The following is a 23,051-nucleotide window of genomic DNA, read 5'->3' as shown; positions in this document are numbered from 1 at the left end:
AAGAATACTACAACCGTTGCCTTTAAGGGCGCAGCGCGTAAGACTCGCGATAAAGGAGGTAAAAACAATGTTAAATAATATTACCATTGGACAATACTTCCCAGGGGATTCTTTACTACATCGTATGGATCCACGTGCTAAAATTATTGCTACCACTATATTTGTTATCGCTATTTTCTTGGCGAAAACGCCTGCTGCCTATGGCGTAGTGGCGGCTTTCACCATTGGGACAATGCTCGTATCAAGATTGCCGTTACATCTCATGTGGTCCGCCATTAAACCATTATGGGTGATTATCGCTTTCACTATGGGGATTCATATTTTTACGACTCCTGGCGATAGTTTCTTTGATTACGAATTTATTCATATTTCTGAGCAAGGGATTGCGATGGGCCTACAAATGGCGGCGCGTCTCGTATTTTTAATCTTGTTCTCGTCACTATTGACGTATACGACATCACCAATTCGATTGACCGATGGCATTGAGCATTTACTTAATCCATTGCGCAGATTTGGTGTGCCTGCTCATGAATTGGCGATGATGATGACTATTGCATTGCGTTTTATTCCGACTCTATTGGACGAAACTGATCGTATTATGAAAGCCCAATCTGCTCGTGGTGCCGATTTCGTCACAGGCAGTATTATCCAACGTGCCAAAAATATGGTACCTTTACTGGTGCCATTGTTTATCAGTGCCTTCCGTCGTGCTGATGAGCTTGCCATTGCTATGGAGGCTCGTTGTTATCGCGGCGGTGTGAATCGTACTCGCATGAAAGAATTAGCTATTACAAAATACGATTATATCGGCGTGCTAGCAGTGCTCATCGTAACAGCAGTGTTGGCATTTATGTGGTGGCAGGCATGAGAAATATTCGATTAATCGTGGCCTATGATGGTACCGATTTAGTAGGATATCAACGTCAGCCCGAGGAGAGGGGCACAACGGTGCAAGGCGCTCTTGAAGCAGCGCTTACAAAAATCTGTAATGAACCTATTACGATTTACGGCGCCTCTCGTACAGATTCTGGGGTGCATGCGAAATTCCAAGTTGTTACTTTTTTCACAGAAGGTAATATTCCTGTAGAAAATATTCCCCGTGCTATGATTGCTCATATGCCAAGATCTATTGTGGTCACAAAGGCGGAGGAAATTCCTATGGACTGGAAGCCTCGCTGGAAAATTCATGGTAAGGAATATACGTATACCATTCATAACGAAGAAATCGATGATCCATTGACACAGCGCTTTCATTATCACGTGAAGAAACCGTTAGATATTGGGGCGATGAAACGGGGTGCCCATGAATTGTTGGGTACTCATGATTTTACTACATTGCAGGGGTCGAATTCGACGCCTGCCAATCCGGTGAAAACGATTTATGCCATCGGCATTGTGAAAGTTGGCCCTAAGGTCATTATTTCCGTTATCGGTGATGGATTTTTGTACCATATGGTGCGTAATATTGCGGGCCTATTGGTAGATGTAGGATTGCATCGACGTGAACCAAGTGCTATTCCAGGTTATTTGGAGGCCAAGGCTCGAAAGCTCATCGGTAAAACCGCACCACCTCAAGGATTGTGTCTGGAGGAAATCTTCTTTACACAAGAGCGGATGCAGGAGCAGGTGGAGTACTTTAGTAATCTGTAATGTAAAAAAACTGATGCAACAGTATCTGATTAGATATTATAGGTTTATAGGACAAAAATATATTGTTATCTATACCATAATAATCGGTAGAACCAGTGAGGATTCTACCGATTTTTTTATACTATAGAAAATATTTTTACTATGATTAAAATGCATGAATCATATATTTAAAGGGAAAAATGCATATAACATATTGTTATATGCATTATATAGAAAAACGTCATTGTAAACTTATTCTTATAAGTGTTACAATGACAACGAAGACAAGTCTAAACGACTCATGTAAGTATATTATAGATTTACAACTTGTCAGCATTCTTTTTTATCCTAAGGAGGGTGAATCTCTTGCAACAACGTAAAGATTTTATCTGGAAAATGGGTGGACAACAAGGTGAAGGTATCGAGAGCTGCGGCGAAATCATGGCTACGATCCTTGCTAAAGAAGGCTATTCTTTATATAGCCAACGTTTATTCGCATCCCGTATCAAAGGTGGTCACACTACTTTTGCATTGCGTATTGCGCTTAAACAAATCATGTCCATTGGTGAAAGTATCGACTTCTTGGTAGCATTGGACCAAGAAACTGTTGACATGCATGGCGGTGAAGTTCGTGATGGCGGTTACATTATCTGTGACAGCAAAGTAAATCCAGACTTCTCCAAATACGAAGGTGGCAAAGTACATTGCCTATCTCTTCCTATTTCCGAAACTGCTATGAAACAAGGCTCCTTGATGATGCGTAATATCGTATCTTTGGGTATGTCTGTAGCATTACTTGGCTTTGATAAAGCTCCATTCCATGCGGCTATCTCTGCTAAATTCGCTAAAAAATCTCAAGACGTAGTAGATAAAAATATTGCAGCCTTCGAAGAAGGTCATGCACTTGTTATGGCTGGTAAAGGCGATGTAGAAATTGATACATTACCAGCTCCTGAAAAAGTTGACCAAATGTTCTTACTTGGTAACGAAGCATGTGCATTAGGTGCGATTGCAGCAGGTTCTCGTTTCATGGCATCTTATCCTATTACTCCAGCATCTGAAGTAATGGAATACATGATTAAGAACATGGACAAATTAGGTGCTACTATTGTACAAACAGAAGACGAAATTGCAGCTTGTATGACTGCTATGGGTGGTGTTTATGCAGGTGTACGTGGTTTCACTTGTACATCTGGCCCTGGTCTTAGCTTGATGGCTGAATCCTTGTCCATGGCATCTATGGCTGAATTGCCAATGGTGGTTATCGACGTACAACGTTCTGGCCCATCCACTGGTATGGCTACAAAAGTTGAACAATCTGATATTGACGCAGCTGTTTACAATGCTCATGGCGATTATTCCGGTATCGTAATTTCTCCAACAAGCATCGAAGAATGCTTCTACGAAATTCAAAAAGCTTTCAACCTAGCTGAAATGTACCAATGCCCAGTTATTTTCATGCCTGATTTACAACAAGGTTTGAACAAACAATCTGTTTCTTCCTTTGACATGAATCGCGTGCCAATTAACCGCGGTAAAATGATGAAACAAGAAGATCTTCCTGAATTGGAAAGACCAAACTACTTCAAACGTTTTGAAATCACTGAAGATGGTATTTCCCCTCGTACAATTCCTGGTATGAAAAATGGTCTATTCTTGTCTACAGGCCTTGAACATAATGAAGAAGGTAAACCAGCTGAAGCACCTTCCATGCACGTTGCGCAAACTGACAAACGTTTCCGCAAATTGGAAACTGTAGCTGACAACTATGAACCATTCTTGAATAATGCAAAATACGATGAAGCTGACGTATTGGTAATCGGCATGGCATCTAGCCGTGGCGCTATCGAAGAAGCAGTTGCTGAGTTTGATGCTGAAGGCGTTAAAGTTAACCACTTGCAATTACGTTTGATTAAACCTTTCCCTGCAAAACAATTACAACCATTCATGGATGCAGCGAAAAAAGTTGTTATCGTAGAACATAATGCAACTGGTCAATTGACTAACTTGTTCAAAATCAACATGCACAAAAAATCCAAAATTTCTAGCTGCTTGAAATACGACGGTAATCCATTCACAAAAAGTTATGTGAAAAATGCAATCAAGGAGGTACTATAAGATGACAACAGCGAATGATTACAGAAATGATATTCGACCTAACTGGTGTCCAGGCTGCGGCCATTATGGTGTCCAAGCTGCTATCACCGATGCAGTGGTTGCTAAAAATATCAAACCTGAAGATTTAGCCGTAATTTCCGGTATTGGTTGTTCTAGCCGTATTGGTGGTTACTTCTATGCTTATGGTGCACATACAACTCATGGTCGTGCACTTCCTTACGCACAAGGCGTAAAATTAGCGAACCAAGATCTAAATGTTATCGCATGTTCTGGTGACGGCGATGCGTACGCTATTGGTATGGGGCATACTATTCATGCCTTCAAACGTAACGTAAACATGGTATATATCGTAATGGATAACCATGTATATGGTTTGACTAAAGGCCAAACATCTCCTCGTTCCGACGTAGGTTTCGTAACAAAAACGTCTCCACATGGTTCTTTCGAAACTCCATTGTCCATCTGTGAAACTGCTATCGCAGCAGGTGCTACATTCGTAGCTCAATCCTACATGACAAATCGTAAAGAATTAGTTGATCTTATCGGTCAAGCTATGGACCACGATGGTTTTGCTTTCATCAATGTATTCAGCCCATGCGTAACATACAATAAACGCAATGGTTATGACTACTTCAAAGATGCTTTGCAAGCATTGCCAGAAGGTTTCGATCATCATGATCGTGCCGCTGCTTTGAAAGTATTAGGCGAAACTGACGGCTTGGTAACAGGTTTGTTATATCAAGACACTACTCGTTTGTCCTTCGAAAAAGCAATGGCGAACGCTAACGGCGGTCCACATCCTCGTGCATTAGTACACGACGTGGTTAAACCAGATGCAGAGTTGTTCAATAAACTTTGCAACGAATTCAAATAATAATTGAATATCTAACATAACGAATCCTTAAGCAGACAAGTTATATAATAAAAAGCTCAGTGCACCGTTCGCGCTGAGCTTTTTTATATCAGGATTATTTCATTTTTAATTCTGCAATTTCTTGGTAGCGCTTTTTCAACAGTTCCATAAATAATTTTTCAAAGGCAGGATGATACTGATTTGCACGACAAATTAGATTGACAGTTTGTACGAGTACCTTTCCTTTATAAAGTACAGGGAAGATGTACATATCTGGTGGTAGTCGATCAATAATATTAGCAAGACCTAGGTGGGGAACAAAACAGGCAGCATCGCCTTTTAATCCAATAGCGGTGGATATTTGGGTGAGAATACTGGTGCTGTATACTTTTGGCATTACGCTAGCATCCTTAAATACTTGGTCGATCATTTTACCCAAACGATTTTCTAAAATACAAAATGGTATGTCTGCAAAATCTTTTAAATCAGTGCCATTAGCAGATTTTTTAATTATCATTTCATACGTATCAGGTAAATGTTTTTCTAATAATTTTTTAGATACGCAGAGATATAATGGTTCCTCCATTAATGGTACATCGATTAACTCTGGGTGAGGTTCATGACCTGTAACTACGGCAAAATCAACTTCATAATTCAATACTTTATTTTCTAGCTCTTTTGAAAGTACATCTGAAATTCGAATTTCTACATGAGGGAATTGTTGTGTAAACTCAGATAATAAATGAGGTAATATCGCGTTGATTCTAAGAGGGCTACCACCGAATCGAATGGTTCCGGTAGCCTCGTTTTTTATTTCTGAAAGTATATTAGTTAAGTTGATGCTTTCACGATTAATCATATTAGCAAATTCTAATACTTGTTCACCAGCATAGGTCAACTGTAGACGAGGTTTTCGTTCAAATAGTTTTACCCCATAATAGTTTTCTAGTCGTTGAATATGGTTACTCAGATTTTGTTGTGAAATAAATAAGCGTTCTGCTGTTTGTGTCATATGAAGCGTTTTTGCAAGTTCGCTGAAATAATATAAACTTTGTAGATTCATAATTTTCCTCACAAAAATATTTTGTTAAAAATTAAATAAAAACGACGTTGTTTTGTTATTATAGGGATATTACAATTCAATCATAAGTAAAACGCAAATGTGACATTCTGAAAAATCATAAATGTTAAGGAGATGTAATTATGTCAGTAGGAAATCGAGTGTATTTAAAACGTAATTTACCAGATCCCAAATTAGTTGAGGCTTTCAGCAAAATCCCAGCCTCTAATATTGCAGATACAATGGCTTAGCGTACTTCATGGCGTTGTGGGTGGTGCCATTATGTTGAAATTTATCCAACTCATGAAATGGGAAAAATATGTAGATTTGAAAATGATTAGTTTAATAAGTGGTTTCTTACTTGAACTAGTAATTTTCTCTGCTATGGCAACAATTGACATCGAATTTATTTCTTCTTACGCAGTAGCGATTGCTATCTACTCTGTTGTATTAGTAGTATTAACTGTACCATTGATCCTATTCTGTGCTAGCCGTTTCTGTAAAGATGAATGGTTTGAAAAAGCAGTTATGGCTTTCGGTGCAGCTACTGGTAATACATCTACAGGCTTAGCCCTAGTTCGTGCAGTAGATCCAGATTCTCAATCCCATGCAGGTGATACTCATGGTGTATACTCCACATTGATGTCTTGGAAAGATGCCTTTGTAGGTTTGACACCGTTGTGGTTGATGACTGGTATGTCTCTCACTGTAGGTGTTGGTGCAGCGATTATGCTAGTGGCCCTAGGTGTTGGTTTGACGGTGTTCCGTACAAAACGAAAAGTTGCATAATGTGGTAGTAACTTGTAAAAGTTTCTATATAATAAAGTAGTCCTGGAAGGTCAGCTAGTTTGCTAGCTGGCCTTTCTGACGTATATATTAGCTGTTTAATACTATATAGTACCTTTTTGCTGAAGGTATGTATAAATAACTTAGGATAGCAAATTGGCATTACCCCCCTATAACCCTACATAAATACTCCTAATGTGCTATAATTAAACCATTGTAGTAAAACTAAGGAGCCTCTATGCATCAACATGAAAAGGGCATTAGCTTGTCCATTTGGACCCTTAGTTGGCCCATATTTATCGAGGTATTTTTACAAATGCTGGTCGGTAATATTGATCAGCTCATGATGAGTCATTATTCATCTGAGTCTGTGGCCGCTGTGGCTAATGCCAATCAAATTTTAAATATATTTATTATGCTTATCATCGTGATGAGTACGGCAACGACCATATTGATAGCTCAATATTTAGGCGCTCGTAATCAATCAAAATTATCCGAGGTGTGCTCCGTCGCACTGGCGTTCAGCTTTGTGTTCAGTTCGGTGGCCTCCGTATTTTATATCACTTGTGATCAATGGATATTCACTTGGCTTGGTGTACCGCCGGAAATCATGCATGATACGACGCTCTATACGTCCATCGTGGCCGCTGGATTGCCCATACAGGCATTGTATTACACATTTGTGGCCGTTTTCCGTGGACATTCGTTGACGCGTGTCACCATGTATGTGGCGTTAGTGATGAACATCATTCATATCGCGACGAACTATGTATTCATCTTCGGTGCCGGCCCAATCCCGAGCCTTGGCGTATTTGGTGTATCCATATCCACTTGGCTCAGCAAACTGGTGGGCCTAGGCATCATTATTTACTTGTTTAGAACATTGTTGACGGTGAAAGCAAATACTTCCTATCTACGTCCGTTCCCAAAATCTACATTGAAACAAATCTTGAATATCAGTGTACCATCGGGCGGGGAAACGCTATCATATCAGCTTTCACAGACGACGATTATGAAGATGGTCAATATATTGGGCCTTGCCGTTATCAACACGAAGGTCTATGTGTATATCATTGCCATGTTGTGCTATGTATATACGATTGCGCTTAGCAATGCATCGCAAGTTATCGTAGGATTCCTCATGGGCGCCAAACGCCAAGAGGAGGTCACCAAGCGCGTGTGGGAATCTATGGTGCTGGCTATCTGCATCAACGTGGGGCTAGCCATATTTTTCTACATATTCAGCACGCCAGTGCTATCCATATTTACAACGGATTCAGAAGTGCTAGAGCTAGCACATAAGGTGTTATTTGTGGAAATATTCCTCGAATTAGGCCGAGCCGTAAACATCGTTATGGTTGGCTGTTTGCAGGCTGCTGGCGATATACGCACACCAATGCTAGTTGGCATCTTTGGAATGTGGCTCTGCGCAGTTCCGTTTTCCTACCTATTGGGCATCCATTGGGGGTGGGGGTTAATAGGTATTTGGATTGCCATGGCGACAGATGAAATTTTACGAGGATTATTATTTATTTATCGTTGGCAAAGTGGCAAATGGAAAAATAAACGACTTATTGAGTAATAAATTTTTATAGAGGAAAGAGAAGAACATGAGTAAAACTGTAGGCATCATAGGGTTAGGTTTATTAGGCGGTTCGCTAGCGTTGGCATTAAAGGCCTACACAGACTATGAGGTAGTAGGGTATGCGAGGCGTCAAGAAATTTGTGATATGGCTTTAGCTGATAAAGCAGTCAGTAAAGCGTGGACAAATGTAGATGACGTGATTCGTGAATCTGACATCGTAGTATTTGCATTACCACCAGAAACGAATGCAAAATTTTTTGCTGAAAAGGCGCATTTATTTACATCAGGACAAATTGTAACCGATGTGTCTAGTGCGAAGGATGATTTTGTGGCATCTGTATATCAGCATATTCCAGACGGGGTTATTTTTGTATCTACCCATCCCATGGCGGGCTCTGAAAAGGGCGGCTATGAGGTGGTTACGAAGGATTTATTCCAAAAGATGGGATGGATTGTTCTCGATGATCCTGAGGCATCATGCTATGATGCGGCAGTGGCTGATGAATTAGCCAATATGGGGCAATCCATTGGCTCTCGTATTGAACGAGTACAAATGAAAGATCACGATGCATTTTTAGCCATGGTGAGTCATATGCCACATTTGATGGCCTCTATTATGACCGTAGTGGTTGGTGGCGATGAGTTAGGTGAGTTCCGCATGCGTTTATCTGCTGGCGGATTCCGTGATAGCACACGTACCGCAGGTGGTTTGCCAAGTATGTGGAAGGAGATTATTTTTGGAAATCGCAAAAATGTATTACAGTCTCTCGAGTTGATGGAACAAGAGGTGAACCACGTTCGTCAACTATTAGCTCGTGATGATGATGGGGCAGCTATAGAGGAATATCTTGGCCGTGCTAAACAGATACGCGAGCGCTTGCCATATTTGACTGGTCAGGTTAATGATGCTAATCTAGAATAGAATATCGATGTCTGACTTTATTAGATTTATAACTGCCGAAAATTCATAATTGAAAGACTGGGCCCGATGCTGTTACGCTAGGGCCAAGTAGTATATATTAGGTTGATAGATTAGTTGAACGATTCGGTGAGAGACGAGACTTTCACCATTATTCTTGTCGTTAATTCGATACATTAAGGAGGTCACATGGAATTATTTCAAGATACCTGTCAGTCCATTGTAGAGAGAAATAAAGAGATTGAACATATAGTTGCAGAACGCTGGGATGAGGCTAGTTCGGCTAGTGGTTACGGTCGTTTGGTGTCTGTAGTGGCACAATATGCGGCAGCGACGGAGCAGGTGGAGGTATCCATTCCAAAACCTTGTATGGTCATTGCCTCTGCAGACCATGGGGTGGCGCGCATGGGGGTTAGTGCATACCCAATGGAAACAACGGTGGGGATGACGCAGAACTATTTGATTCCCAAAGGTGCCGGTGCAAATGCATTGGCTAACTATTGTGGTGCCGACATGGAAATCCTAGACATGGGCATTGCCGCCGATATGTCTTGGGTGCCTGGTTTGCGATCTCATAAACTAGGTATGGCGACAAAGAATTTCCTAGAAGAACCGGCTATGACGCGTGAACAGGCCATTGAAGGTATCGAGGTAGGTATTGCATTGGTCCAAGAAAAGGTGGCACAAGGATATAATGTGTTCCTCGTTGGCGAAATGGGTATTGCCAATACGACATCTAGCGCGTTAATGACGGCTAAATTTGCAGGCCTCACTGCTGAGGAAGCAACTGGCCGAGGCAGTAATATTTCCGACGAACGATTGAAAGTAAAACAACGCATCATTCATGATACGTTGGTAAAATATGAACACATCGATAAAAATGATGGTTTGGGTATTTTGGCCTCTGTAGGGGGCTTTGAATTTGCTTGTATCGTAGGAGTAATTTTAGGTGCGGCAGCGACAAAATCTTTAGTTATCATCGATGGGTTCAATACGAGTGCTTGCGCATTGGTAGCGAAAAATCTTGTGCCGGCCAGCTTAGAGTATGTGATGGCCTCGCATTTGTCGGCTGAAAAAGCAGCTAAGGCCTCTCTAGAAAATCTAGGCCTGTCTGCGTATGTGGACTTAGGACTATGTCTTGGTGAAGCCTCTGGTGGCTCCGTTCAAATGGGGATGCTCGACTTAGCTGTTCATATGTACATCGCATTACGAGGAGGTCAACAATGAGACAATTTAACATTGCACCATTAGACAAGGAGGCCATGGAGGCTTGCCGACTTCGTATCGATAATTTAACGAAACCAATTTACAGCTTGGCACAGCTAGAGGCGATGGCTGAACGTATTGCGGGTATTTTGGAAACGCCACAGCCAGCGAATTTGAAATATGGTATATTCGTTGTGGGCGCTGATCATTTGGTGGATGGTCCTCAAAATTTCCAACACGGTAGTGAAAGTTTCCCTATCATCGAACGTTTTAATGCAGGTACCACAGCCACACAGGGGGCAGGATTTAAGTTGAATGCTACCGTTCATGTTGTTGATGCGGGACTTGAATCTGATACATCTCATTTGGAATACATTGAACAAGCGAAAATTCGTAATGGTTCCCATTTCTTTGGCGTAGCACCAACGTTATCTGAGGAAGCAACCGCTCGAGCTATTGAATTAGGCTTTGCCTATGCGGACAAAATGCACGAAGAGGGAGTACAAGCAGTAGCCCTTGGTAATGTAGGGGAACGGTCTCTCCTAGATGCTCTCGTGGTAACAGCGACCATTACTGGCGATACGTACGAGAGTGTCTTGGCGGAAACCGATTGTGGTCCGACGGTGGCACAACGTGCCACACATATCCATTCCTTTGTGGATCCTTTTGACGTGAGCACAGATAATATTGAGCATCTCTTGCATGTTGCAGGTGGTATTGATATTTCTGTATTAACAGGCTTTGTGTTAGGTGCTGCTAGCCATCGTATGGTTGTCGTATTTGATAATGCTATAACGGGTGCAGCTGTGCTGGCCGCACAAGCCGTTAATCCACTAGTGCGGGAGTATGTGTTTCCATCGTCTGTGTATGATGAACTCATTCATCAAGCACAATGCCGTTATTTAGGTGTGAAACCATATTTGCATTATGGTCTCAATATTGACGAAGGCCTTGGTGCTACGATGGGGCTTTCACTCATCGATGCATCTATGCATATGTTAAACGATATGAAAACATTTGTTGAGGCAGATGTACATGCTGCTGAAAATGGTCCTGGCAACGAGCGTCAGGTGAATAAAAATTAAGTACATTAAACAGGCTGGTATGCATGTTATAATTAGAGTGGTGTTGAAATTCCGTTTTGTGCGGATATTCTAACACCACTCTATTGGATTAAGTGGCTCGGCTCGACCGGCCAATCTGTTGAAAGGATAATTATGAAACGATTATATGGATTATGTGCATCTGGTATCAGCGGTAACATGATGGTGGGGGCTCTTATTAATTTGGGCATGTCGCCGTCTTACCTACGTGCTCATTTGGCAAAATTGAACCTTGATGGGTACAAACTCATCGATGAACAACAGGTGAAAAATGGTATCCCTGGAACGTATTTTAATGTAGAATTACTGCACTACGATCATCATCACCATGACGAACATCATGTGGGTGAACATGACGACCAACATGATGGAAGTGAAGAGCATGGACACCATGTTGATGGTGCCGAGCACAGAGATAATGATGAACACGATACACATGCTGACCATGATACACATGAGCATCATCATGAACATCGCGGTTTTACAGAAATTAAAGAAATTATTGAAAAGAGTAAATTGTCTCCTTGGGTGAAAGAAAAATCTATTGAAGCATTCTTGAATTTGGGCCTAGCAGAGGCGAAGGTACATAATTCCAACTTGGAAGAAGTGCACTTTCACGAAGTAGGGGCCATTGATTGCATCATAGATATCGTAGGTACTATGATCGGTCTTGAGTTCCATGGTATTGATGAAGTGGTATTTTCGCCACTACATGTGGGCCAGGGCAAGGTTCAATGCGCTCATGGTATCATGGATATCCCGACACCTGCTACGGAAGCGTTATTGGCTGAAATTCCGTATTTTCAAACGGATATTGAAGGCGAACTAGTTACCCCGACAGGTGCTACCATTGTAAAAACAGTAGGCGCATGGTCTGATCCATTTATGGAGCTAGAAGAAGTGCGTTCTAAAATTATGGAGAGCCAGAAGTTTGGTATTGGCGTTGGTTCTATGGAACTAGAAATTCCAAATGTATTGGCTGTTGCCATTGAAGAAGTATAATACAAGTAAGACATATAGATTTCTGATTGAATATCTATTGGTAATCTAGAATCATATATCTGGGCATAATAGAAAAAATAATTTTCTAAATGAATATAGTGCTGGTATACAGATGAATTTGTATAATTACATCAGTTATACCGCACTATTTTCTGTTTATGTGTAATTTATGCAAAAAGTTTGTAAAAAAGTGTTGACACTACATGTATGATTTGTTATTATAATAAAGCAGTCGGGAGCAAATAACAAAGGCCTTGACAGTGACTGGAAATGGTGCTACACTATTAAACAGTTGTGTATGCGGGAATAGCTCAGCGGTAGAGCACCGCCTTGCCAAGGCGGGGGTCGCGAGTTCGAATCTCGTTTCCCGCTCCATACATTCCTCGATAGCTCAGTTGGTAGAGCAATCGGCTGTTAACCGATCGGTCGTAGGTTCGAGTCCTACTCGAGGAGCCATTTTTTATTTGCGGCCAAACGGCTACTCCTTCATAGGGGTGTCGCCAAGCGGTAAGGCAACGGACTCTGACTCCGTCATTCAAAGGTTCGAATCCTTTTACCCCTGCCAAACATGACTCACTAGCTCAGTTGGCAGAGCACCTGACTTTTAATCAGGGTGTCCCGCGTTCGAGTCGCGGGTGAGTCACCAATTACACGGCCCGTTGGTCAAGCGGTTAAGACACCGCCCTTTCACGGCGGTATCCCGGGTTCGATTCCCGGACGGGTCACCAACATGGACGATTAGCTCAGCTGGGAGAGCGCCTGCCTTACAAGCAGGATGTCGGCAGTTCGATCCTGTCATCGTCCACCAGATTTAAGAGAACATCTTCAAGATGTTCTCTTTTTTTGTTGTGTGAAAGGCCCACTAGGTTCCCTTGCTCCGGACGGCAAAGCCGAATGTTTTTGCTAGGAGATTTTACTAAAACCCCATCCATATAGTTTTTTGTTCCTGACGGCAGTGCCGAATGTCACTGAAAAACTATATGGATGGGGTTATTTACTAAAAAGTGTTTGAGGCACGCGGGGCCCGGCAGGCCCCATCGAGGGGCTTGCCGGACAGCCTGTGGGGTGGCCCACAGGCGAGATGAGTTATGTCAAACTTTCATTATAAGGGGTATAGACAGTTAGTATCGAGTGTTCTAAAATATGTGGTGGAATGCGAGCTTTGTCGTATTCAACGGATTCTACCAAATAGGAGGATACTGTATGAAAAACACAATTGTAACATTGCAAGATCAGAAACGACGTGGTGAGAAAATCACCATGATTACGGCCTATGATTATTCAATGGCCAAGCTGCTTGATCAGACCGGAGTTAATTGCCTACTCGTAGGTGATTCGCTAGGAATGGTGATGCTAGGGTATGAAGACACGGTGTCGGTGACCATGGAGGATATGATTCATCATGGTGCAGCTGTCGCTAAAGGGACGCGAGATGCCTTGGTAGTGGTGGACATGCCATTTTTGAGTTATCACATTTCTGTTGAGGAGGCTGTGAGAAATGCGGGGCGATTGATGCGAGAGGCTCACGCTCAAGCGGTAAAATTGGAAGGTGGATCTAGTGTTCTTAATCAAGTTCGCGCTATTGTGAACTCAGGAATTCCAGTGATGGGTCATCTTGGATTAACGCCACAATCAGTACACGCCTTTGGCGGTTTTAAAGTACAGGGAAACACAGTTGAGCAAGCAGAACAAATACTGGCTGATGCGAATGCCTTAGAAGAGGCCGGTGCATTTGCTCTTGTCTTAGAATGTGTACCACGTGGTTTAGCCAAGAGGATTACGGATGAAATTGCTATACCGACGATAGGTATTGGTGCTGGAGTTGATACCGATGGACAGGTACTAGTGTATCAAGATGCGTTAGGTATGTTTGAAGGGTTTCAACCAAAATTTGTAAAACGTTTTGGTGACATTGGTACGCAAATCAAGAATGGGATTATGGATTATTGTGATGCGGTGAAAGCAAATGAATTTCCGACGATAGAACATAGTTTTAAGGGTAGTCAGGAATTAGAGCGCTTATATTAATGATATACATAAGGCCTGTAGTCGTGTGTACTATAGATGTGTAGACTAAATTAAAACAAATATAGACTTGAAAATACAAAAGACATCCATGAATAGGAATTCTTTGATATTAGACTTGCTAGATCTGACATTGAAAGAATTCCTTTTAAGGATGTCTTTGGTCAATTATTTTATCTTGGAGCGTACATGATGATATAGACACCGATTAGTGATACGATGCCACCGATGATGTCGTAGGTATCGGGGTGAATGCCATCGATGAGCCAACCCCAAAGGATGGAGAGCGGGCTTTTCTGATACTTTCATTATAACAAAGGAGATACAGATATGAAAGTAATGTGGAAAGATATAGTAATTGTAATATTAGCTATATGCATAATAAGTTTAATAGAGTTTGATAAAGAGGCGATTAAGGCCTTTGTTACTGGTGCTGCTCTGGTATGGATATTAATGAAACGAGGGATAATAAGATAAACCTACGAGCTGAAGTCATGGGCATATGGATTTCATTGCTGATTCGTGCTTAGTAGTGTTTATATTTTGCGGTGGCTACATTTTAAGGCAAATAAAAAACGGAGAACCGTATAAAATACGTGTTCTCCGTAGTATCTCGAATTATTTGGAGTACAATTCGACGATAAGTGTTTCGTTAACTTCAATTGGAAGTTCTTCACGAGCTGGAAGGCGAGTGAATGTACCTTTGAAGTTTTCAAGATCTTTTTCGATGTAAGGAAGTTCGAAAGAACGAAGTTCTTGGAAGTTCACTTTGAACATTTCGTTGTCGCGGGAAGCTTCACGAAGTTCGATTACATCGCCTGGTTTGCAGCTGTAGGAAGGAATATCTACACGACGGCCGTTAACCAAAACGTGACCATGGTTTACCATTTGACGGGATTGACGAATGGAGTTACCGAAGCCGATGCGGTATACAAGGTTGTCAAGACGGGATTCTAAAAGAATCAACATGTTTTGACCAGTGATGCCTTGCATTTTTTTCGCTTTATCATAGTAGCGTACGAACTGGCGTTCTAGCAAGTTGTAGTATGCTTTAACTTTTTGTTTTTCTAATAATTGTGTGCCATACTCAGACATTTTTTTCTGACGTTGGTCTTTTTTAACGCGATTCAAGGCTTTTGCGTGACCGAATACGTTCACACCAAAGCGACGACATAATTTGAATCGAGCTTCTCTTCTCGTTGCCATGTGTTATATCACCTCGTATAAAATATAAGACTGTACCGTAAAATGGTACTGAAATATCTTATCATGGAAGCGTAGAAACTGTCAAATTTTATTAGATTTATTTTATTAGATTTATTTTATTAGATTTATTTAATGTCTAAATTTCATAGGAATAAGTATAGTGAATTATATTTAAATGTAGCACTTCATATGATACAATAAGCATATAAATAATTCTGATAGTACAAGTGTTTCTATAGATAATATATTGAAATGAATGTCTGTGGATATATAATAGGATTACCTATAACTATAGTGTCGATATACGTGTGCTTTCAGTAGTTTGTGAGTGTTTTAGAGGCTATAGTTTTGAGACTTTTAGAAATGGGGAATGATGCTATGAAAGAATTACCTACAATGCAGGAGTTGCAAAGTTTTATTACCTATAACAAAATGGGTAGTTTTACTTTGGCAGCACAATCCATGAACATTACGCAGTCCGCGTTCAGTGCGCAAATGAAAAAATTAGAACGCTTGGTGGGTGTGAAATTGATTGCTCGATCTACTCGTGGCAGTCGTCTAACAAGAGAAGGCGAATTGTTTTTACCAGAAGCGGAACATGTTCTTGAAACCTTAGAACGTGCAGTACAATCCATTCGTCTAACTAGTAAAGTGGAACGCCCGGTATTGAATATTGGCGTGTTACGTAGTTTTGGTGACGTCCGTGTTAATGGTTATGTTGCACACTTTTACAAAAATCACCCAGAGTTTTCTGTGAGCATTTTTGACATGGAAGAAGAAGAAGTTCTTTTGGATTTGCGTGAAAATCGTATTGATATGAGTATTCTTTATTTGCCAAATAATAAAGATATGAGTATGTATGAATCTATCGGCATCCGTGAAGATAGTTTTGTTTACTATGCGCCTAAATTGATTGGGGATTCTAAAGAACCTATCTCTGTAGAAGCGATGTTAGCAAATCCACTTGTTATGTATCCACCTAAGTATTTCATGAATCGTACTTTGAAATCCTATTTAGGTGAAGGATCTCAAAATGCGGCATTCCAAGGCAGTCGTTTATCTAATCCATATACTATGGTAGATTACTGTAATAAAAATGAAGCGGGTTGTGTTGTGGCAAAACCATTCTTGGAATCTATGGAAGTCAATCATGGATATTTAGAATTAGAAAAACCACTTCGGTTGCAAGTTTGTTTTGCTTTTAAAAAGAACAGTACTAAGTGGGAAACTATGCAAACCTTTATGGATTATGTAGTACAAGAAGCACATTATTAATGTGTGCTTAGCTTACCCATTTTTAACCATTGAATAGAACTTACTATTAAGCATTATTGGCGCACCGATAGGGGGCGCCAATTTTGCGCTTATTTTGGTGTAGATATGCTGATTACTGTTGTGTCAGTAACATGTGTTAGGATGAGTAAAGTTAAAATAAAAAAATCTATAGAATTTTATTGACAGATAAAAAATACTGGCGTATGATAGTTCCATAGAGATCTCATATATAAAATTATTTGAAGACAATGACGTCTTGTTAGTTTCATAACCTTCGGGTTATGAAACTAACAAGGCGTCTTTTTTATTGAATGGAGAGAAAGATATGGGAATTGATACAGGTAATACAGCATGGGTTCTACTATGCGCGACATTAGTATTTTTTATGACCCCAGGGTTAGCGTTTTTCTATGGTGGTATGGCTCGAAGTAAAAATGTTCTCGGCACTATCATGCAAAGTTTCTTTTTAATGGGGCTTATTGGCGTTGAATTTTGTTTACTCGGTTACACTATGGCTTTTGGCGATGATATATCTGGTCTTATTGGTGGTTTAAATAAATTGGGATTAGAAGGTGTGGGAACAGCCGTAATGGAAGACACGGGCATTCCTGAAATGGCATTTGTGGCATTCCAAGCGATGTTTGCTATTATTACCCCTTCTTTGATTAGTGGTGCTGTACCAGGTCGTATGAAATTTGGTGCCTATGCACTATTCTCCCTCATTTGGGCTATCTGTATTTACAATCCGATGGCACACTGGGTATGGGGTGGTGGATTCCTTGCAGAATTAGGTGCTCTTGATTTTGCCGGTGGTCTTGTAATTCATATTTTATCTGGTGTATCTGCATTAACACTTTGCTTACTTTTGGGCAAACGTCAAGGCTATGGTCGCATCCCGATGTTGCCACATCATATGCCTATGACAATTCTTGGTGCTAGCATCTTGTGGTTTGGCTGGTTTGGCTTTAATGCAGGCTCTGCCCTTGGGGTAGGTCAATTGGCAGCTAATGCATTGATTACAACGCTATTGGCGCCTGCAGCGGCTATGGTAGCATGGGTAGTAGTGGAATGGATGCATCATGGTAAACCAACAGTGTTTGGTGCTGCATCTGGGTGTGTCGCTGGCCTAGTAGCTATTACACCAGCGGCTGGCTTTGTAACTCCACTTGGATCTTTTTGGATTGGTGTTATCGGTGGCGTTATTTGTTACTTTGCTGTAGCAGTATTGAAAAATAAACTTGGCTATGATGATTCTTTGGATGCTTTCGGTATCCACGGTATTGGTGGTACATGGGGCGCTATCGCTACAGGTATCTGGGCTACAACTGAAATTAATGAGGCGGGCGCTAATGGTTTGCTCTATGGCGAAACAGATTTGTTCGTAGCACAATTGATTTCTATTGTAGTGGCCTATGCATTGGCTGTTGTGGGGACGTTCATTATCTATAAGGTATTGAGTGCTGTTATGGAAATGCGCCTTGATAAAAATGCTGAAACTATGGGTATCGATATTAGCGAACATGGTGAAAGTGGTTACAATCAATCCTCCTTATAAAATAATATATATAATATATGGGGAGTAGATACAGTAGTCGTGATGACTACTATAGCATCTACATTACTTTCACATAATTCGTATATGGGGTGAAAGTATAAATTATAATAGAATAGTACTTAGAATAGATAATTGGTGTTGAACACCTGGAGGTTCCTATGAGTAGAATGAAACGGGTAGACATTATTGCTCGATCCGAAAAATTAGAAGATTTAAAAGAAGCCTTGAATAGTATTGGCGTACAAGGTATGACAGTAACACAAGTATATGGTTGTGGATTGCAAAAAGGACACGTAGAATTTTATCGCGGCCGTGAGGTCACAATTAATTTGAAACCGATGGTGAAAGTAGAAACTGTTGTGTGTGACGTACCGGTACAATTGGTAATGGAAAAAGCACGAGAAGTTTTGTCCACTGGTAAGCTCGGTGATGGTAAAATTTTTGTTTATGATGTAGAAGATGCGATGCGTATTCGTACTGGTACAACAGGCACAAAAGCAGTAACGGATGACGAGATTGTAGAAGGTGAAGAGTAACAATTTTCGGGACAATAGAGGATATTTGTGGTAAAATAACATAAATATTACAATATGTAGTAGAGTGAATCTATCATACATGAAACGTGAAAAGAATCTGTAAATTTTCTTGACATAGCCTGCTCAAATCTGTATACTATTTTGAGTAGGCTTTTGTCATGTTTCCATTAGCCCCGGAAGCAGACGGGTAAAGCTGATTTTGGTAGATATAAGTCGTTATTAGGAGGAAATGCAGCATGAAAACTACATTTATGGCCAATCCGAACACAATCGAACGGAAATGGTATGTTGTTGACGCTGAAGGTAAAACTTTAGGACGCCTTGCTGCCGAAGTTGCTAAAGTTCTTCGGGGCAAAAATAAACCAACTTTCACACCACACGTTGATACTGGTGACCATGTGATTGTTGTAAACGCAGAAAAAATCCGCGTTACTGGCAAAAAATTGGATCAAAAAATTTATTTCCGTCATTCTGGTTATCCAGGTGGATCCACATTCGTTAAATTGGGGGTTATGTTAGAAAAACACCCTGAACGCGTTGTGGAAATGGCTGTTAAAGGCATGCTTCCAAAAAATAAATTGGGCGCACAACAATACCGTAAATTGAACGTATATGTTGGTCCTGAACATCCACATGCAGCTCAAAAACCAGAAGTTTTGGAATTGGATATTCGTTAATTCCGGGAGGAGGAACATATAAATGGCAGTAGCACAATACTACGGTACAGGTCGTAGAAAATCTTCCGTTGCCAGAGTTCGTCTGGTACCGGGTACAGGTAAAATCACTGTAAACAAACGCGAACTAGGTGAATATTTCGGTCGCCAAACTTTGGAATTGATCGTAAAACAACCTTTAAACTTAACTAACACAGTTGAACAATACGATGTAATCGCAACTGTAGCTGGTGGTGGCCCATCCGGTCAAGCTGGTGCAATTCGTCACGGTATCTCCCGTGCGTTATTGGACGTAGATGGCGAACTTCGTCAATCTTTGAAAAAAGCTGGCTTCTTGACTCGTGACCCACGTATGAAAGAACGTAAAAAATACGGTCTTAAAAAAGCTCGTAAAGCTTCCCAGTTCTCCAAACGTTAAGAACAACAAAAATACAAACCCCGTGGACTCAGTGTTCATGGGGTTTCTTTTTGTTTAGTGAGGCTGAATTTAGTACAAAATTTTTGAGGTTGCCTACAAGTTGCCTACAAGTTACCTACTCGTTGCCATTACTTCGAGTTAAATTTCCAGAAGGAATGACAGGGCCACTAGAACATGTATATATTTTTAATCGTGAAAATGGTATTTCTATGACATATGCTGGTGATATCAAAGAGGCTGTCTACATGCCAATAAAACTGATTTTTCAGTGACTAAGCCAGATGGAAAGCAGGCCCATAAAATTGTACATTTTGGAGATTATTATAATTTACGGTTAGTGGATACAAATCATGGTAAGGAGCGACAGCTAGTTCTTGACTATGGGGTGTTGGAAAAAAATCAACATTTATCAAATCATAATGGTGAAATTTATTTTGATAATAAGAAGATACAGAAGATTTCAAAAAAAAGTTAGAAACCAGTTTGAAAAAAGAGAGTCCTATTACTGAAGGGGATATATTTTTTATGCCTAATTTTAAAGCTAGTTATTGGACTCGAAGTGTACATCAACCCGATCCAAGTAAGTTACCAAAGAATCTGTTTGCAGGGCATGTAACGAATGATGAAGTAACTGAGGTTATAGGGGTTCCAGCTAACAAATCGGATATGGTAATGGTTGTTTCTTTATTAGGTAATACAGCTGAGTCAGTTGAGAATCAAAAGTTATTATTTAATAGTGTATTACCATCACTCTCCTTTATGAATGAGGAGTTTGTGGTACCATATCCTTCTACTCGAATAGTGTTACAAGACCATATTTATATGGATGTGCCAACGGCTTATATGGATATTAATCCATTGGGGGTCAAACAACAAAGGCTATTATAACGCGCGTACACTCAATAGGGAGGGGAAATTTACGAATGATCAAAGTTCCCTGATAATTTCTGCCTATGGCCCACAAAAACCAAGTTACAAAACGATGGAAATCAGTGAAGAGGAAAAGATTAAATCAGAGCAAGAACTTTTTTATGATATCGGCACTACTCATAGGGATCGCAGGCCACATTATAAGCGAAAGTTAGAGAATTATAATTGGCTAATTCAAGATGACGCCACTGGATATACGTATACTACTAAAACAACTGATGTCGGGGAAAAAGATATATTGGGATGTATTATAGAGGAAATGCAGGGAATGATCAGATAGGGTATTATCTTCTTATGATAAATGTAGAACAGCCAGTTGATGGTATTCTTGATTATGAAAAATTCCTCTCTATGGTAAAATCTCTTCGCATTGATGGTAAAAACTCAATACAACGCTTGTGGCATAGTATCGTTGTTCCTGTAACGATACCGCCCAAAGACTCGAAAGGTACGTCTAAAACTGACAGTGTATCTGTTATTTAGTAGCCACTTAATTTAAGTGAGTGTGTATTAGTAAAAAATAATGAGTTTTAATATAGTAGAAGTCTTTTATATCCAAAAATATTAATATGAATTAAAGTGTTAAATGATGTATAATAATATGACTAAGTAAAGTGTGTATAAGTGTTGAGTTTTGTGTAATAGTTGGGGATGTATTAATGTGGACTATAATGGAACCATTGGGAAGGGGGATACCTATATGACATCGGGGATGAAATTTTTCTTTGGATTAGCCATAGTCATGCTAGGTATCGCTATGGGGTTGATTGTGTTTTCCTTGTGGGGGCCAACGCCTACATCACAACCAGTGGAGGTTAATGGTGTGCGTACATTTACCCCAGGTCAAGGGGCCGTGAAACCTAAAAAACGAGGTGGTGGAGGCGGGAGTGTATTTACCAAATCCGTTGCACCTAGTAAAGTGACACCACCTCCCGGTGGAGGTGGCAATCGGTCTAATAAATACCGAGAAGAAATGGAAACTATTGAAGTGGATAAGGAGGGAAACACATTCTCCGTCCGGCAATTTACGCCAGGGGCACCAGCTGGTGATGCACCATCCTTTAAACCCGATGCAGTACCAATACCAAAATAAATTTCTTCCTTAACTAATGGGCCGAGTGGCGCTATACGTAGTTTTCTGGCTAATAAAGAAATTACAGATGCGGAGCCATATTATTAATAAATTAAGAATCTCATCTATTATTTGAACTCTAATGTTAGATACTTATCTAAATTAGTCTATGCTTATAATAGATGAGATTTTTTTGTCGCTTTCACCAACTATGAATATACCTTAATAGATACAGTGTTGTTTTTTCTATAAGGAGGTCATTATGTTAGGTGATTTATCGGCAAGATATGAAAGTAATGGTGATGTAGGTGCTATTTCTGACAATGAACTCGATTGGGGAGGGAAATCCTATGGATGCTATCAGTTTTCTAGTCGAGCGGGAACGGTGGAGCGATTTATTCAGTATTTAAAGGATACTAGTGTTTCGATATCTGGTGAGAATAGTGTCACGCTGTCCGATGAGAATGGTGTTACGTTATCTGATGAGGCGCGCATGATTACACGTAATATGGGGCATTGCTTAGGCACAGAATGTATTGGTAGTTTGGCATTTGATGATGTATGGCGCACTTATGCACATCAATACAAGGACTTGTTTTTCCGATTACAGCATGGATTTATTAAGAAAGAATATTACGATGTAGCCGTAGATTTATTGCGACGTGATTTATTTTATATGGAACGTCATACAGATGTATTAGCTGATGTAGTGTGGTCCCGGTCCGTTCATTATGGACCGTATTGGATTGTTGATCTATTTCAAGAGGCGCTGGCATTTATGCCTATGACGGTACCTAATATGTATCCTAATTTATCTTATGTGGATCATATTCGGTTTGATTGGGACCTCATTGATGCGGTGTATACGGTATGTTCTAGCTATGAATGGAATCATGGTCCTTATTGTGAAAGCTTAAATGAGCGATTCCGTTGGGAACGGTATGATGCATTATTGGCGCTAGATGGAGAGTACAAAGAGCGAAATATATGGTAGAAAGTATTTTACATTACATCTAAAATTCTCTATAATAGAAGTGCAATCGAAAAATATCGATACGAGTTTTGCTAAATGTATACTAGGTAACGTTTCTAAATTATC

At 40.4% G+C, this 23,051-nt stretch carries 24 protein-coding genes, 6 tRNA genes and 1 pseudogene; 28 read left to right on the top strand and 3 right to left on the bottom strand.

Going from position 1 to position 23,051, the window contains the following annotated elements:
• Nucleotides 1-67 precede the first annotated feature (67 nt).
• The 4 genes from RVY80_RS08250 (at nucleotide 68) to RVY80_RS08235 (ending at nucleotide 4,621) form a co-directional block, all read left to right on the top strand.
• On the top strand, nucleotides 68-868 hold the full coding sequence (locus tag RVY80_RS08250) for an energy-coupling factor transporter transmembrane component T family protein (protein ID WP_295187669.1): 801 nt from the start codon (nucleotides 68-70) through the stop codon (nucleotides 866-868).
• Nucleotides 865-1,650 carry a tRNA pseudouridine(38-40) synthase TruA gene (gene truA / locus RVY80_RS08245; protein ID WP_295187672.1) on the top strand — a complete coding sequence of 262 codons (786 nt, stop codon included), beginning with the start codon at nucleotides 865-867 and terminating at the stop codon, nucleotides 1,648-1,650. The genes RVY80_RS08250 and truA overlap by 4 nt, the downstream gene beginning before the upstream one ends.
• Nucleotides 1,651-1,995: 345 nt before the next feature.
• Nucleotides 1,996-3,747 carry a 2-oxoacid:acceptor oxidoreductase subunit alpha gene (locus RVY80_RS08240; RefSeq protein WP_317330204.1) on the top strand — a complete coding sequence of 584 codons (1,752 nt, stop codon included), beginning with the start codon at nucleotides 1,996-1,998 and terminating at the stop codon, nucleotides 3,745-3,747.
• Nucleotide 3,748: 1 nt separating this feature from the next.
• Nucleotides 3,749-4,621, top strand: coding sequence for a 2-oxoacid:ferredoxin oxidoreductase subunit beta (locus RVY80_RS08235; RefSeq protein ID WP_317330203.1), 873 nt, complete (start codon nucleotides 3,749-3,751; stop codon nucleotides 4,619-4,621).
• 94 nt (nucleotides 4,622-4,715) lie between these two features.
• On the opposite strand, the gene RVY80_RS08230 is transcribed toward RVY80_RS08235, so the two are convergent.
• Nucleotides 4,716-5,663: a LysR family transcriptional regulator gene (locus RVY80_RS08230; RefSeq protein ID WP_317330202.1), complete on the bottom strand. Its 948-nt coding sequence runs from the start codon at nucleotides 5,661-5,663 to the stop codon at nucleotides 4,716-4,718.
• Nucleotides 5,664-5,942: 279 nt separating this feature from the next.
• Between RVY80_RS08230 and RVY80_RS08225 the strand changes: the two genes are divergently transcribed.
• The 13 genes from RVY80_RS08225 (at nucleotide 5,943) to panB (ending at nucleotide 14,289) form a co-directional block, all read left to right on the top strand.
• Nucleotides 5,943-6,449, top strand: a complete 507-nt coding sequence (locus RVY80_RS08225) for a hypothetical protein (RefSeq protein ID WP_317330201.1) — start codon at nucleotides 5,943-5,945, stop codon at nucleotides 6,447-6,449.
• Nucleotides 6,450-6,684: 235 nt separating this feature from the next.
• On the top strand, nucleotides 6,685-8,028 hold the full coding sequence (locus tag RVY80_RS08220; protein ID WP_317330200.1) for an MATE family efflux transporter: 1,344 nt from the start codon (nucleotides 6,685-6,687) through the stop codon (nucleotides 8,026-8,028).
• A gap of 28 nt (nucleotides 8,029-8,056) precedes the next feature.
• Entirely contained in the window at nucleotides 8,057-8,953 is an 897-nt protein-coding gene (locus RVY80_RS08215; protein WP_317330199.1) for a prephenate dehydrogenase, read from the top strand.
• Nucleotides 8,954-9,139: 186 nt separating this feature from the next.
• Nucleotides 9,140-10,177, top strand: coding sequence for a nicotinate-nucleotide--dimethylbenzimidazole phosphoribosyltransferase (locus RVY80_RS08210; protein WP_317330198.1), 1,038 nt, complete (start codon nucleotides 9,140-9,142; stop codon nucleotides 10,175-10,177).
• On the top strand, nucleotides 10,174-11,241 hold the full coding sequence (locus RVY80_RS08205; RefSeq protein WP_295187696.1) for a nicotinate-nucleotide--dimethylbenzimidazole phosphoribosyltransferase: 1,068 nt from the start codon (nucleotides 10,174-10,176) through the stop codon (nucleotides 11,239-11,241). Before RVY80_RS08210 ends, RVY80_RS08205 begins: the two co-directional genes overlap by 4 nt.
• A gap of 132 nt (nucleotides 11,242-11,373) precedes the next feature.
• The gene (gene larC, locus RVY80_RS08200) at nucleotides 11,374-12,261 is read left to right on the top strand and encodes a nickel pincer cofactor biosynthesis protein LarC (protein ID WP_317330197.1); all 888 of its coding nucleotides are present in this window, start codon (nucleotides 11,374-11,376) and stop codon (nucleotides 12,259-12,261) included.
• A 300-nt stretch (nucleotides 12,262-12,561) separates the two neighbouring features.
• A tRNA-Gly gene (locus tag RVY80_RS08195) sits at nucleotides 12,562-12,636 on the top strand.
• A 5-nt stretch (nucleotides 12,637-12,641) separates the two neighbouring features.
• A tRNA-Asn gene (locus RVY80_RS08190) sits at nucleotides 12,642-12,717 on the top strand.
• Nucleotides 12,718-12,751: 34 nt separating this feature from the next.
• Nucleotides 12,752-12,826, top strand: a tRNA-Gln gene (locus RVY80_RS08185).
• Between the two features lie 5 nt (nucleotides 12,827-12,831).
• Nucleotides 12,832-12,907: transfer RNA gene (locus tag RVY80_RS08180), tRNA-Lys, on the top strand.
• Between the two features lie 7 nt (nucleotides 12,908-12,914).
• Nucleotides 12,915-12,989 (top strand) — tRNA-Glu (locus RVY80_RS08175).
• Between the two features lie 4 nt (nucleotides 12,990-12,993).
• A tRNA-Val gene (locus RVY80_RS08170) sits at nucleotides 12,994-13,069 on the top strand.
• A gap of 395 nt (nucleotides 13,070-13,464) precedes the next feature.
• Nucleotides 13,465-14,289: a 3-methyl-2-oxobutanoate hydroxymethyltransferase gene (panB, locus tag RVY80_RS08165; RefSeq protein ID WP_295187702.1), complete on the top strand. Its 825-nt coding sequence runs from the start codon at nucleotides 13,465-13,467 to the stop codon at nucleotides 14,287-14,289.
• A gap of 170 nt (nucleotides 14,290-14,459) precedes the next feature.
• Here the strand turns inward: panB and RVY80_RS08160 are convergent.
• A pseudogene (locus tag RVY80_RS08160) lies at nucleotides 14,460-14,573 on the bottom strand (YnfA family protein); the annotation flags it as partial.
• Between the two features lie 43 nt (nucleotides 14,574-14,616).
• Between RVY80_RS08160 and RVY80_RS08155 the strand changes: the two are divergent.
• Nucleotides 14,617-14,763, top strand: coding sequence for a hypothetical protein (locus RVY80_RS08155; protein ID WP_295193760.1), 147 nt, complete (start codon nucleotides 14,617-14,619; stop codon nucleotides 14,761-14,763).
• A gap of 141 nt (nucleotides 14,764-14,904) precedes the next feature.
• On the opposite strand, the gene rpsD is transcribed toward RVY80_RS08155, so the two are convergent.
• On the bottom strand, nucleotides 14,905-15,492 hold the full coding sequence (gene rpsD, locus RVY80_RS08150) for a 30S ribosomal protein S4 (protein ID WP_295193762.1): 588 nt from the start codon (nucleotides 15,490-15,492) through the stop codon (nucleotides 14,905-14,907).
• 348 nt (nucleotides 15,493-15,840) lie between these two features.
• Between rpsD and RVY80_RS08145 the strand changes: the two genes are divergently transcribed.
• The 10 genes from RVY80_RS08145 to RVY80_RS08100 all read left to right on the top strand — a co-directional run bounded on the left by RVY80_RS08145 (nucleotide 15,841) and on the right by RVY80_RS08100 (nucleotide 22,946).
• Nucleotides 15,841-16,767, top strand: coding sequence for a LysR family transcriptional regulator (locus RVY80_RS08145; RefSeq protein WP_295187707.1), 927 nt, complete (start codon nucleotides 15,841-15,843; stop codon nucleotides 16,765-16,767).
• Between the two features lie 325 nt (nucleotides 16,768-17,092).
• A complete protein-coding gene (locus tag RVY80_RS08140; protein WP_295193764.1) occupies nucleotides 17,093-18,322 on the top strand; it encodes an ammonium transporter in 1,230 nt (409 codons plus the stop codon).
• A gap of 158 nt (nucleotides 18,323-18,480) precedes the next feature.
• Nucleotides 18,481-18,858 carry a P-II family nitrogen regulator gene (locus tag RVY80_RS08135; protein ID WP_295187713.1) on the top strand — a complete coding sequence of 126 codons (378 nt, stop codon included), beginning with the start codon at nucleotides 18,481-18,483 and terminating at the stop codon, nucleotides 18,856-18,858.
• A 236-nt stretch (nucleotides 18,859-19,094) separates the two neighbouring features.
• Nucleotides 19,095-19,535 carry a 50S ribosomal protein L13 gene (gene rplM, locus RVY80_RS08130; RefSeq protein WP_295187715.1) on the top strand — a complete coding sequence of 147 codons (441 nt, stop codon included), beginning with the start codon at nucleotides 19,095-19,097 and terminating at the stop codon, nucleotides 19,533-19,535.
• 22 nt (nucleotides 19,536-19,557) lie between these two features.
• Nucleotides 19,558-19,950: a 30S ribosomal protein S9 gene (gene rpsI, locus RVY80_RS08125; protein ID WP_295187718.1), complete on the top strand. Its 393-nt coding sequence runs from the start codon at nucleotides 19,558-19,560 to the stop codon at nucleotides 19,948-19,950.
• A 483-nt stretch (nucleotides 19,951-20,433) separates the two neighbouring features.
• Nucleotides 20,434-20,838 carry a hypothetical protein gene (locus RVY80_RS08120; RefSeq protein WP_317330196.1) on the top strand — a complete coding sequence of 135 codons (405 nt, stop codon included), beginning with the start codon at nucleotides 20,434-20,436 and terminating at the stop codon, nucleotides 20,836-20,838.
• Nucleotides 20,839-20,932: 94 nt separating this feature from the next.
• Complete coding sequence (locus tag RVY80_RS08115) at nucleotides 20,933-21,160, top strand: hypothetical protein (protein WP_317330195.1); 228 nt, start codon at nucleotides 20,933-20,935, stop codon at nucleotides 21,158-21,160.
• A gap of 14 nt (nucleotides 21,161-21,174) precedes the next feature.
• The gene (locus tag RVY80_RS08110) at nucleotides 21,175-21,363 is read left to right on the top strand and encodes a hypothetical protein (RefSeq protein WP_295187724.1); all 189 of its coding nucleotides are present in this window, start codon (nucleotides 21,175-21,177) and stop codon (nucleotides 21,361-21,363) included.
• 178 nt (nucleotides 21,364-21,541) lie between these two features.
• A complete protein-coding gene (locus tag RVY80_RS08105; protein WP_317330194.1) occupies nucleotides 21,542-21,973 on the top strand; it encodes a hypothetical protein in 432 nt (143 codons plus the stop codon).
• Between the two features lie 241 nt (nucleotides 21,974-22,214).
• Nucleotides 22,215-22,946 carry a VgrG-related protein gene (locus tag RVY80_RS08100; RefSeq protein WP_295190041.1) on the top strand — a complete coding sequence of 244 codons (732 nt, stop codon included), beginning with the start codon at nucleotides 22,215-22,217 and terminating at the stop codon, nucleotides 22,944-22,946.
• Nucleotides 22,947-23,051: the final 105 nt, after the last annotated feature.

This window comes from Veillonella absiana (assembly GCF_032970865.1).
In the GTDB taxonomy this organism is placed as follows: Bacteria; Bacillota; Negativicutes; order Veillonellales; family Veillonellaceae; genus Veillonella; species Veillonella absiana.
Note: the sequence above shows the minus strand (reverse complement) of the source record. Positions and strands in the feature narration are given on the sequence as shown.